Origin of the sequence: Clostridium sp. (genome assembly GCF_036660475.1) — a bacterium.
GTDB lineage: Bacteria > Bacillota > Clostridia > Clostridiales > Clostridiaceae > Clostridium_J.
In genome coordinates, this window is the sequence record NZ_JAVXAO010000006.1 from 207,204 (window position 1) to 220,244 (window position 13,041).

General features: G+C 30.5%; 15 protein-coding genes. All 15 read left to right on the forward strand.

Going from position 1 to position 13,041, the window contains the following annotated elements; genetic code table 11:
* Positions 1-13 precede the first annotated feature (13 nt).
* The gene (locus RSA29_RS10520; RefSeq protein ID WP_346944358.1) at positions 14-430 is read left to right on the forward strand and encodes a phage tail tube protein; all 417 of its coding nucleotides are present in this window, start codon (positions 14-16) and stop codon (positions 428-430) included.
* A gap of 61 nt (positions 431-491) precedes the next feature.
* A complete protein-coding gene (locus RSA29_RS10525; protein ID WP_346944357.1) occupies positions 492-890 on the forward strand; it encodes a DUF6096 family protein in 399 nt (132 codons plus the stop codon).
* A 77-nt stretch (positions 891-967) separates the two neighbouring features.
* Positions 968-1,327, forward strand: coding sequence for a hypothetical protein (locus RSA29_RS10530; RefSeq protein WP_346944356.1), 360 nt, complete (start codon positions 968-970; stop codon positions 1,325-1,327).
* Positions 1,324-5,226, forward strand: a complete 3,903-nt coding sequence (locus tag RSA29_RS10535) for a hypothetical protein (RefSeq protein ID WP_346944424.1) — start codon at positions 1,324-1,326, stop codon at positions 5,224-5,226. The genes RSA29_RS10530 and RSA29_RS10535 overlap by 4 nt, the downstream gene beginning before the upstream one ends.
* Positions 5,227-5,240: 14 nt before the next feature.
* Positions 5,241-5,591 carry a DUF6711 family protein gene (locus tag RSA29_RS10540; RefSeq protein ID WP_332661527.1) on the forward strand — a complete coding sequence of 117 codons (351 nt, stop codon included), beginning with the start codon at positions 5,241-5,243 and terminating at the stop codon, positions 5,589-5,591.
* A 9-nt stretch (positions 5,592-5,600) separates the two neighbouring features.
* Positions 5,601-7,172, forward strand: a complete 1,572-nt coding sequence (locus tag RSA29_RS10545; RefSeq protein ID WP_346944425.1) for a hypothetical protein — start codon at positions 5,601-5,603, stop codon at positions 7,170-7,172.
* Complete coding sequence (locus RSA29_RS10550; protein WP_332661525.1) at positions 7,162-7,560, forward strand: hypothetical protein; 399 nt, start codon at positions 7,162-7,164, stop codon at positions 7,558-7,560. Before RSA29_RS10545 ends, RSA29_RS10550 begins: the two co-directional genes overlap by 11 nt.
* Positions 7,561-7,575: 15 nt before the next feature.
* A complete protein-coding gene (locus tag RSA29_RS10555) occupies positions 7,576-7,842 on the forward strand; it encodes a hypothetical protein (RefSeq protein WP_332661524.1) in 267 nt (88 codons plus the stop codon).
* A complete protein-coding gene (locus RSA29_RS10560; protein WP_332661523.1) occupies positions 7,843-8,928 on the forward strand; it encodes a hypothetical protein in 1,086 nt (361 codons plus the stop codon).
* Between the two features lie 21 nt (positions 8,929-8,949).
* The gene (locus tag RSA29_RS10565) at positions 8,950-9,210 is read left to right on the forward strand and encodes a hypothetical protein (protein WP_332661522.1); all 261 of its coding nucleotides are present in this window, start codon (positions 8,950-8,952) and stop codon (positions 9,208-9,210) included.
* A gap of 4 nt (positions 9,211-9,214) precedes the next feature.
* Positions 9,215-9,364 carry a hypothetical protein gene (locus RSA29_RS10570; protein ID WP_332661521.1) on the forward strand — a complete coding sequence of 50 codons (150 nt, stop codon included), beginning with the start codon at positions 9,215-9,217 and terminating at the stop codon, positions 9,362-9,364.
* Between the two features lie 323 nt (positions 9,365-9,687).
* Entirely contained in the window at positions 9,688-9,972 is a 285-nt protein-coding gene (locus RSA29_RS10575) for a hypothetical protein (RefSeq protein WP_346944426.1), read from the forward strand.
* A gap of 5 nt (positions 9,973-9,977) precedes the next feature.
* Positions 9,978-10,289 (forward strand): hypothetical protein, encoded by a 312-nt coding sequence (locus RSA29_RS10580; RefSeq protein WP_332661519.1) that lies wholly within the window; start codon positions 9,978-9,980, stop codon positions 10,287-10,289.
* Between the two features lie 48 nt (positions 10,290-10,337).
* Complete coding sequence (locus RSA29_RS10585) at positions 10,338-10,991, forward strand: N-acetylmuramoyl-L-alanine amidase (protein WP_346944427.1); 654 nt, start codon at positions 10,338-10,340, stop codon at positions 10,989-10,991.
* 273 nt (positions 10,992-11,264) lie between these two features.
* On the forward strand, positions 11,265-13,041 hold a 1,777-nt coding region (locus RSA29_RS10590), incomplete at its 3' end, for an ATP-binding protein (RefSeq protein ID WP_346944428.1).

Genomic DNA, 13,041 nt, shown 5'->3' on the forward strand with positions numbered 1-13,041 from the left:
AGGATGATGTTAAATGTTAGCAAATGGAATTACATTAAGTTATAAATCCACAGGGAGTACTTTTATAAAGCTAGTGGGGTTAAAAGAAGTGCCTGAGATGGGTAATGATCCAGAGAAGGTAGAAAATACAACGTTAGAGGATACAACTAAACAATATGAGTTCGGTATTGGAGATTATGGAGATTTGGCTTATAAGTTTAAGTATAAGAATGATAGTGCTACTAGCCCATATAGAATTCTAAGAAAGTTTGCAGATGATAAGACTGTAGTAGACTTCGAACAAGCTTATCCAGATGGAACAAAGTTTGTATTTAGAGCACAATGTAGTGTGAAACTTGGTGGTGGCGGAGTTAATGGGGCTATTGATTTTACACTATCACTAGCTTTACAATCAGACATTGCAGTAACAGATCCAACCGCGCAAGCTTAATCCATAGGACGTACTTAAGTGTATGTCCTTTATTAATTTAAATAGATAAGGAGAGATTTATATGATGTATAAAGTTTTAACAGTAGGAGAAAAAGAGTATAAATTAAAGCTAACAACTAGTTCAACTATTTTGATAGAAGAAAAGTTAGGTGGCAATATACTTGATGAAATACTAGGTATGGGGAATGCTACTTCAAACTCTGTTGATGGCAAAGGTAAAGTCAATATGAAAAAAATAAGTAAAATGCCGATACCTTCTTTGAAATACCAGGTATCAATACTATGGGGGGCACTTCAAAAATACCATCATGGAATGACTTTTGACAAGACCTGTGATTTAGTGGATGAGTATATTGAGAGTGGTAAAACACAACTTAATTTATTTGAAGAAGTGATGGATTTACTTAATAAAAGTGGAATATTAGGTACTCCAGAAGAGAAAGGAGAAAATTTAAAGTAGGGGAAGATAGCGAAAATGCTACTTCCCCATTTTTAAATAAAGCACCAGAAACATATACAGAATTTATTGAAGAATATTTGCTTGATGATGCGTTAGATTGCGGAATAAGCGTAAGTGATTTTTATGATATGACAATTAAAGAAATAACCAAAGTAAGAGATTCTTTTCTGAGAAAAAGGGAAATAAGAAGAAAAGATACAGCAGATATGGTTTATAGACTCTCTACATTAATTACTAATGGTACAGCATGCATAATAAGTAAGGATAATCAACCGATTCAATTCTTAGATATATTTGCTGATATATTTGAGGAAGAAAGTAAGGATAATGAAGAAAACAAAATAAATGCACAGATAGAAATAAATAAGCAGCATATGAAAGAGTTTGCACAAAGAATAAATTCACAGAAGTACCAGATTGGGGGTGAGAATAAGTGACACTAGAAGAATTGCAAGTAGTTATTAGTGCTAATACTAAACAGTTTAATAATCAAGTAGCACAAGTGCAAACTAAAGTGGATAGTATGGCAAGTAGGGTTAATACTAGTGTAGATGGCATGAGTGGTACATTTGACAAACTCGGTAAAATGTTGGCTGGTGTTTTTGCAATTGCAACGATAGCTAAATTTACTAAGTCATGTTTGGATTTAGGATCAAATCTTACAGAAGTACAAAATGTTGTTGATGTTACTTTTGGATCTATGAGTGCTAAGGTAGATGAATTTGCTAAAAATGCTATTAATACCGCAGGACTATCTGAAACTATGGCTAAAAAGTATATGGGTAACTTTGGAGCTATGTCTAAGTCTATGGGGTTTGCAGTGGGTCAAGCTGAAGAGATGTCAGAAACACTTACTAATTTATCAGGAGATGTAGCATCATTTTATAACATTAAACAGGATGAAGCTTATACAAAATTAAAAAGTGTATTTACTGGTGAGACAGAAGCACTTAAAGAGTTAGGTGTTGTAATGACACAAGAGAATCTTGATGCATATGCTTTAGCCAATGGTTTTGGTAAAACTACAGAGGCTATGAATCAGCAGGAGAAGGTATCTTTAAGACTTGCATATGTAACACAAACACTAAGTGCCGCTAATGGAGACTTTGCTAGGACCAGCGGTGGATGGGCTAACCAAGTAAGATTATTGAGCCTACAATTTCAATCGCTTAAAGCTAGCATAGGTCAAGGATTAATAGCAGTATTGACTCCAGTAATTAATGTTATCAATACTATTATGGGGAAGTTAGTAGCAATGGCCAATACATTTAATTCGGTACTTAGTTCATTAGGATTTAGTATAAGTGGTAGTGGTTCTGATGGGGGAGGCGGAATGGCTTTTGCGGGAGTTGGTGGAGAAATAGAGGATGCTGCTGGAGCCATGAATAACCTAGGGGGTGCAACTGATGGTGTTGGTGAAAAAGCTGATAAGGCAAAGAAAAAGCTTGGAGCTTTAGTAGGCTTTGATGAAATAAACACCTTAAAATCTAGTGATGATGACTCAGCAGGAGGAGGAGCAGGTTCAGGCGGAGTTGGGGGAATTGGTACAATAAGTAGTCCAGTTATAGATACAAGTCAAACAGAAAAATCTCTTATTGAATTAAATAATAAAGTTCAAGGAATATTATCTGAATTATTAAGTCCGCTTAAAACAGCATGGGATAATTATGGAGAATGGTTTCTTTCAAAATGGGATTATTTCAAAAATTCATTTGGGTATAGTTGTGACTCTTTAAAAGTTTTTCTATTATCTGTATGGGATAATGGTGGTAAGGCCTTTGTACAACGCTTAGGAGAAGTAGGAATTGCAATTGGCGGGGTAGCTCTTCAAATAGGTGGAGATATACTTGTAGCATTAGGCAACTTTTGGAATTATCTTAATCCAGATAATAATCCATATACAAGAAAGTTTATAGATTCCATGAATAGCTTAGCGATATCAGCAAGGGACTTTATTGTAAGTGCTGGCAATTGGTTCGGTAAGTTCTTAGATTTAGGAGGACAGGCATTTATTAATGTTATAGGTGACATAGTTATGTTGGTTGGAACTATATTAGCAGAGATAATAAGGGATGCAATTAAGTTTGTTACAGATTTCATGAATAGTTGGGCAGGTAGCGTAATTATAGGAGCAGTAGCAGTAACTTTAAATATTGTAGCTGGAGCAATTAAAGCTGTAGCTATAGTTATAGAAAAATGTCATAAGGTTTTAGAAGTTTTTTTGGTATTATGGGGCGCATGGAAATTTAAACAATTGATAGAAGGCGTTATGCTTGGTACAAATACTTTGGGTAAATTCGTAGAAAAAATAATGTTACTAAGTAGAAATATAATTATTAATATAGCTGATTTTGGTATATGGGCTAAAACTTTATTAACTAATTGTATAGGATCAATAAAGAGTCTAGGTAGTACAATAGCAACTAATGCTATTGCTCAAATAATTACACTTAGTAGTAAAATAAGAACAAGTACAAACGAATTTATAGCATGGGGGAAAAATATAATATTACATCCTATTAAATCAATGGGAGCATTAAAAGATTCAATTGTTAAAAGCGCTTTAGCATTAAAAGAACAAACTGTAGAACTAATTAAAAGTACTACAAAGTGGGCTATAGATACAGCCAGTAAAATTGGGGGTACAATAGCAACAAAAGCTCATACTTTAGCTACAGGTGGTGCAACAGTAGCACAAATGGCTTTAAATCTAGCTATGGATGCATGTCCAATCATTTTACTAATAAGTGGGATAGTCGCCTTAGTAGTAGCAGTAAAGAATATAGGAGATAAATTTGGGTGGTGGACTAGCATATCCAATGCTTTAGGATCAGTTTTAGGGTGGATAGGTGATAAGGTTGGCTGGCTATGGGACAAAATCAAGGGATTCTTTGGGTGGAATGATAATGCTGCATGTGAGGAGACTATTGAAGGTATAGGAGATGCATCAGCAGCGGCAGGATTACAAGCAGAGAATGCAGCGCAAACTACAGATACTGCATTTGGAACTGCTACATCTAATGTAAACATTTATCTTGATAGTATTCATTTTAACGCTACAAGACTAGCTGAGGAAGTAGATTTAGCAACACAATCATCTACAGAAAAGTTTGGAATGTTATCTCAATCAGCACAAGAATATATGAATGCCATAGCAACACATAATACTGAGAAATTAGCTGAAATGAGCGTAAATCAGTCCATGTATAATGAAGAGGTCAAAATTATGTATGCTGATTTAACAGAGGCTGAGAAGAATGAATTTATGAAGCAGTATGGTATTATACAAGGTATTAACGATGATATGCTTAACTACGAGGGCTTAAAGTATGATGAAAGAGTTGCTAGGCATAGTGCTTATTTATCTACAATAGAAAAAGATGATAGTATATCTTATCAAGAGAAAAAATCAAAAATTGATAAGGCTAATGCTGATTTTAAAGCATCTATTGATGACGAAGTTAAGAAATATGAAGAGAGTATTGGGGCTAAACAAAGATCTCTTGATGAATTATTAAGAACTCATGGGAATACTACTAACCAAGGTAGGGTTTATGAGCAGGAGTTAAGGGATGCAATAGATGATGATAGATCACATATAGAGAATATAACTAAGACATCTTATGATAACCAAGTTACTACAGTAGAAGGTGCTACAGATGCAATGGCGAGAGCTAATAAGGAAAGTACTGATGCACAAGGACAAGCGTATAAAGATGTTGCGAGTACATCTAATGAAGCTCTAAAGGAAGTTAATAAAAATCTAAATGAAACTAGAAAGAATATAGAAGACTTTATAAATAATACAAGTAATATGACAGATAAATTTAAGAAAAGTTTTAAAGGTGTATCTGAGGATATAACTGATGAAATAGATAAAATTTATAAAAAGGCAAAGAATACTATAGAAAATATTGAAAGGCTATTTAATAATTTCGATGCGACATTAAAAGTTAAACTTCCTCATTTTTATATGACTGGTGAATTTAATGCAGAAACCAAGGAAGTACCTAAGGTTGGAGTTAATTACTTTGCAAAAGGTGGAGTTGTGGACAGAGCAACTTTAGGTGTATTTGGGGAAGCTGGTAAAGAGGCTATCGTACCACTTGAAAATAATACAGAGTGGATGGATAAAATGCAAAGCATAATAGCTAATGGGTTTTTATCAGCAATGCAATTTACAAGTCAATTAACCAGTGGTAATAGTAGTAATAATTCTAAAAGTGGAGATATTATTCTTCAGATAGATGGCACGACATTAGCTAGAATTATTAATCCATATGCAGCTAAGGAAAAACAAAGACTAGGTAATAACATGATAATTAAAACTATATAAAAGGGGTGGTTAGAATGGAGCTTATAAAAATAAATGGGGTGGAAATTCCCACTCCTTCTACTTATCAAATTGGAATACAGGATATTTCTAATGCTGAAAGAAATGCAAATGGAACTATGATAATAGAGCGTATTGCTACTAAGAGAAAAATAGAGTTAAGTTGGAACTTATTAGATAGAACGAAGGCAAGTATATTATTAAATGCTGTGAGTCAAATATTTTTCGAGGTGCAATATGTAGATCCAGAAGATAATGGAATCAAAACTGGTACTTTTTATTGTGGCGATAGAACAATACCTATGATTACATTTGTAAAAGGTGTACCTAAATATAAGGGAATTACATTTAATATTATTGAAAGGTAGGTGTTACTAATGAAAAGTGTAAGTGATAAATTTAGGGATGCTATAGTAGCGCCTAGTAGAATGTGCAAGTTACGTGTAACCTTCGATATATCTGATACTACAGCAAATGGTGATATAAAAAATGTGATTACATCTACCGAGTTTAATTTAAGTGATAAGCAACAAATGTTTAATAAGGAAAGAGAAAGCTCCTATAAGTTAGCTACCTGGGAAAAGAGTAGGTGGAAACTTGATGGGAGCTTTGTTATTCCTTCTCAGGTCCCTGCCACAAATGGAGAAATGGGGTGGTGGAGTAATAGCTTGTGTGGAGAAGGTAGTATGTTTACTACTCCAGAGAATATAGAAATTATCTTTAATAATACTCATTCTAGTATGGGACTTACAATAACATTTGATACCTTGTGTGGTGAATATGCTGTAGATTTTGATATAGTGGCTTATGGTACAGATAACAACATTATAAGTACTATAAATATAACTAATAATACACAAGTTAGATTTGTAATAGAAACCCCTTTATATCTTTACAAAAAGATATTAATTAAGATTAAAAAATGGTGTAAGTCATACAGAAGGGCAAAGGTATTAGGAATAGATTTTGGAGTAGTGCGTGTTTATGATGACAACAATTTAATTAATGCTAATTTGATTCAGGAATTAGATTTAACAAGCTCTAATATAATTCCAGATGAATTTAAGTTTGTGGTATACAACAATAATAGAGAGTTTAATATCTTAAATCCACAAGGGTTTTATAGGTTTTTGCAACAAAGGCAGCAAGTTCTGTGCGAGATAGGTACTGAACTTAATGGTTCTTTTGAATATTGTAAAATGGGGACTTACTGGCTAAAAGAATGGCAGAGTGACGAAGGGGCTATGACAGCTACATTTACAGCAAGAAATATTATAGATTCCTTGGATGGTGAGGAATATGAAAACTTAATATCAAGTACTACTAATTTAAAGGCTGTAGCCATAGCAATTTTATCTAAGGCAGGAATAATTGATTATGAATTAGATGTTGCACTGGAGAGCATAAGTACTACTGGTCTTATTAAGAAAGTAAGTTGCAGGACTGCACTACAGATGGTTGCAATAGCAGCAAAATGTAATGTTTATGTTGTAGATAATAAGTTATATGTTAAGTTGATAAACATTAATTTAGGGGTATCTAGTGGAATTATAGACATGGATAATATGTTTAAAGAACCTCAAATTTCATTAGAACCTTTAATAAAAAATGTTGAGGTTAAATACTATAGTGATTTAGAAAATAGTGTAGATGTTATTTGTAATAATTCAAGTGTGGAAATCGGAGATACTTTAAAGATAGATAATACTTTAATATCTAACTCTACTGTAGCTACAAGTGTAGGAAGTTGGATAATAGGCATAAAGAATTTAAGAGCACTCTACATTGCAAACTGGAGACAAAATCCTTCCATGGATGCATTAGATATTGTGGATATAGAGAACAGTTATGAGACTAAAAAAGCTGTAATTACTAAACAAGAATATGAGTACCAAGGCTATTTAAAAGGCAAGTCTACATTGATTGGAGGGATTAATATTGTTGACTAAAATATGGACAAGTGAAGGAATATATAACCCAGAAGATCTCAACAGAGTAGAATCTAATATTATTGAAACATTGGATGAATTAAAATATCTTTGTAAAACTGCAGGTATAGGCAAAACTAAAGTAGATAGAACTTATGCAGATGTAGAATTTGCTGATAGTTTAAATAGAATTGAGAGTAATATAGAGAGTTTGAAAAATCAGTTTCATGAGGTACCTGGATGGATTCCTACTAAAAATACATGGAGGCCATTAGAACCATTTAGTTTTATTGATGCAAATAGATTAGAAATAAATATTAAACTTTTATATGAACTAATAAGAAATGCAAAGGCAAGTATACAGTTTTGTGGGGTTATAGATTGCGGTGATGATACAAGGTTATTTTAGAAAGGAGCGAATTAAATGGCTTATACAAAAACAGTATGGAAAGATAGAATAGTTGAAAAGCCTAGAACTTATGATGTAACTAATAATCTAGATGGAAGTATAACACTTACACCAAAATCAGGGCTTATTACAGAAGAAGGAACTCCAATAAGTGCTAGTAATATGAATAACATAGAAGATGGCATTACTAAGGCGAGTGTTATTGAAGACACAGTTACTAAAGAAAAATATAGATGGGGAATCGAAAATGGTTCAGTATTTTTAGAAAAGGTGGTGGAATAAATGGATAGAATATATTTAGGTGCAATAATTGATATAAATAAAGAACAATACTTACCTATAATGACAACTCAAACTAAAGTGATAAACTTTTTACAATCACCGTTTAGATATTTTAATCAATTAATAGAACTCAAGAATAATACAATTATTATGTGTTTTTCAGATACAAGTTTTACTGGTCAGATAAAAATACTAAAAGGTAATACTTTAGAAACTGTAAATACTAAGATTATTACTAATAAACTGGCAGCACCCTATATATGTGGAACTGTAAGTATTAATGAACAATTTTTTTATACAATAACAGTTATTAATACTAATTATTATTTAACAAAAATTAATCTTATAACTATGGAAGAAAGTAATTCATTATTAAATATTGGGATTACATCAAGTACTGAGTTAAATACTATAAGTAGTATGTTTATTGATAATACTTATATATATATTGTTAATCAAAGGGGTATAATATTAAAATTAAATATCGAATCTAATACTATAACAGCAGCCTCTTCTGCTTTTGCTTTTCTAAATTATATATATAGACAAGATAGTATTGCATTTGATAATAATTATTTATATATTCCTTATAATAGTACAGAAGGGGCTATTATTGAAAAAATAGATAAAAATACCTTATTACGAGTAGCATCATCTTCAAAATTATTTACAAATGTGAATGCAGCTATATCTCAAATAGTATATAATAATGGATTTTTGTATATAAAATCAAATTCTACTAGTGAATATACAATATTAAAATTAAATCCACAAACTATGTCTATAGTTGTATCTAATAAACAAAATTATGTAGATTGTATATATCTAACTATCGATGGTAGAATATTTGCAACTAAATATAATAGTTCAGACTGTGGGTTTTATGAATTAGATAAAAATACATTATCTATATTATATACATCAGTATCTAGTACTTCACATGGATATAGTACTGGAGTATATCATAATGTATCTAGTGGTAGAACATTAATTATGGCAAAAACATCAATAATAACACAATTTCCACAATTTGAAAGAGTATATACAATAGAAAGTTATAAAAAAATAAGTGAGAATATTATTTAAAAATAAAAAGGAGCGATATAAGTGATATATTTATTTGAAAATCAAAATAACGATACTAGCATAGTATTTGATGAAGAAACCTTGACAGAAAAAGATAAAGTCAAAGGTATTGCAATAGAATCATTACCATTAAAAGAGAATAGAGAAGGCAAGATTGCAATTCTTAAATGTAGAAAATCTACAAATGAAGTTTGGTATGAATATATAGATATAGTACCAAGTACAATGGAAACTAGAATGGTGAACATAGAAATAGCCATAGCTAATATGATGGGGGTGTAGATGTATGCCAAGTTGGAAAAAGAGTATATTTGTAAATGCAATAAGGTCTAGGATGATACAAGAAAATAGGACAAGTGAGGATATTATATTAGAGTATACAAAACTTACTGAAAGTGAAAAAAACGAAATATTGGTAGAAGTTAATAAACTTTAGACAGATAAAGCGAACTAAATAGAAATTTAAGACTAGATTAATCTAGTCTTTTTTTGTTAAATAGGCTTGTCCTACTATGTAAAGGTAATATTTTCAAAGTATAAAGCATTCAAAAATGGAGAAAATAAATCTGATATATAAGACCATCAATCTTATATATAGTATGTGAGTTATTTTAATATATTATGCAAAGTTATTTTAATATTTTATAAGTTTTTTTATTTAATTAATTCTTTTAGTATTGTGTCACTTTTCAAAAAAAATATACTCATGTATTTTATTGATTTATTTTTATGTTTAAAAATAAAAAGGATGGTGTGAAAATGGAAACTGTGAGCATTGGAGTAATATGTACAGTTATTGGAGCTGTAATAGGTATTAGCACATTCAAAAGAAATCAAAGCAAAGATATTAAGCAAGAAGGTCGAGATGATGCTGTGGTATCTACTAAGCTGGATTATATAAGTAGAGGTGTGGACGATATAAGGCTAGATATTAAAGCGCAGGATAGAAAAATTGAGGATATTAACGGAAGATTAATTAGAGTTGAAGAGAGTACTAAATCAGCACATAAGCGTATTGATAGCGTAGAAGATAAGGAGGAATAGTATATATGGAATTTAGTAATTATCTTAATGTAGATACAATAGTAACCTTTGCTGTAGCTATATTATTAATAGAACTGTGGGTTAATTTCACAAAGGAATTACCTATCATAAAAAAAATACCAACTAAAGTTTATACTTGGATGATAGCAGTATTACATCTATGTATAATAAACACTAGTTTGATATTATTTCCACTAAACTTAATTGGAGTTTATACGCTGATATGTAATGCACTAATAATTGCAGTTGTTCTGTGCGGTGGATATGATGTTGTGACTGGAAAGATAACTATAAATCAAATTAGTAAGCAAGAGTAAGGGAAACTTTGCTCTTTTATTATATTAAAATTTAAGGAGGAATTGATTATGGCAAAGATAGTGGTAGATGAAGGACATTACAATTGTGAAAGTGGAGCAGTAGGATTTGGAACACAAGAGTGTGATATTACACATTCAATGGCCAATAGATTAAAGATAGATTTGGAAAGACAAGGTCACCAGGTATTAATAACAAATGGATCACTATCAAAGAGGGTTCAAGATGCTAATAATTTCAAGGCAGATATATTTATCAGCCTACACTGCAACGCATTTAATAGTAAGGCTTACGGTATAGAAACGTATTGTTACAAATTAGCATATAGGAAGTTAGCGGATGTTATACATGGCGAACTATTAAAAAATACTAATTTATATAGGAACAATAGAGGAGTAAAAGAAGGAAACTTCCAAGTTATAAGAGAAACCAATATGGATGCTTGTTTAATAGAACTAGCTTTCATTGATAATAAAGAAGATAATCTGTTACTTAGAACTTATCAAGATGAATATTCAGTAGCTATAACCAAAGGCGTACAAAGTTATTTTGGACTAGATTATGTAGAAGCCAAGCCTATTAATATATATGAAATGAAAGTTAATGGTGAGTATTACGGGCAAACTACCCATGAAGATATAGCTGCAGCAGTAGAAAAGGAATTAAAAAATGGAGTTAAGGAAATAGTACTTATTAAGAAATAGATTTAAAGGCTAGTATGGATAAATTGATATGCTCCCTTTATTTTTTATGCTATAATTTCAAGAAGATCCAAATCAAATAATTATTATATGAATATAACAATTATGAATTGTGATGGTGTATAGACAAAGTTATTGAATTTATTGTAAAATTAAATAAAACCACTATAACGGCTAAATCAACAGTGGTTTCAAATGATAAATTGTATTTCTTTAATATACCTCTATTATACTTGGTTTATTTTTGAAGTGCAAGAATAAGTGGGGGGTATAAATATGAAGCATACGGCTCAATTAACGAATAGGAGTATTGATAAGTTAATATCTAACAAAGATTATAAAGATGGAATAAGTGAATATATATGGAATGGATTTGATGCGGGGGCAACTAAAATAGATATATCATTCACTTATAATGAACTAGATACAGTTGATTCAGTTATAATTAAGGATAATGGTAAAGGAATTAACTTTGAGGAATTGGAAAACACATTTAAATGTGTTTTAGATTCTAAAAAAACAACTATAAAAAAGTGTAGTAATGTTCATGGGTCAAAAGGTAAAGGTAGATTTTCGTTTATATCTTTTGGAAATCAAGCTGTTTGGGAAACTATTTGTAATAATGGGGACACTAATGAAAGGTTTAAAATTGAAATATTTAGATCAACTTCAACTGAATTTGATGTAAGTGATAAAGAGTTAACAGATAATAATACTGGTACTGAAGTAACTATTTATGGTATAAATTCTATAAATACAGAAGATGTTAAATCAAATAAGTTTACAAAATATTTCAATGATAAATTTGCATGGTTTTTATATCTTAATAAAGATAATAATTATGAAATAACTATAAATGGGAATAAATTGGATTATATGGAATTTATAGATGAATCATTAAGTAAAGATGTAACATTTGAGATAGAGGGAGCCTCATTTAGAGTAAACTTTATTAAATGGGTAGGTAAAATAAAGCAAAAATATTATTCGTATTTTATTAATGAAAATTATATGCAAATTTATAAGAAACCGACATCATTTAATAATAAAACTCTAGAATTTCCACATAGTATATATGTACGGTCGAATTATTTCAATGATTTTTATCCTATTGATGATATTAAAAATATAGATGCTAATCAGATTAGTGCTTTCAATGATAAAAATCAAAAGGATAAAACATTTAAAATTCTAGAAAAATACTTAAGGGAATTGGTAATATCCCAAATTAAACATTTCACTAAGAGTCAAGCTCCTTTAATAGTTGACGAACTTGAAAAGGAAGGCGCTTTTCCTAAATTTAAAGATAGCAGATATGATTTAATGAGAAAAGATGACTTAAAGGAAGTTTTAACAGAGATATGCGCAGTTCAACCTAAAATATTTGTTGGTTCCATTGAAAATAAAAAATCTATTGTAGGTTTTCTTAATTTGTTGCTAGATACTGATGAAAGGGAGGGTATTATAAATATTATGGATAGTATAACAAGTTTAACTCCAGAGGAAAGATTGGAATTAAATGATGTACTAAAGAAAACTACTTTATCAAAAATTCTTAGAACAGTATCATCTATTCAAAATAGGCTTAAAGTAATAGAAGCACTTAAGAAATTAATTTATGATGAAACTATGTTTACCAATGAGAGAGATCATATACAGAAAATAATAGAAAATAATTATTGGATATTTGGTGAACAATATCATTTAGTATCTGCAGACGTAAATTTCGAGAAATCATTAGAAAAATATACTTATTTATTAGATGGATATGAAAGTACGGAGAATTATACAATAAATAATCCTGAAAAAAAGAGACGTCCAGATATTTTTATGTATAGATCCAGAAGTACTTACTCTGAAAATTCAACTGAACTTGAAGAAAATATAATTGTAGAGTTAAAAGCACCAAGAGTAGTTCTTACCAAAAAAATATATAGGCAAATAGAAGATTATATGTTGCTCATTTCTAAGGAGCCACAATTTAACAGCAGATTAAGAAAATGGAAATTTATAATGGTTAGTTCAGAAGTTAATGATGATATTGAGGCTATGT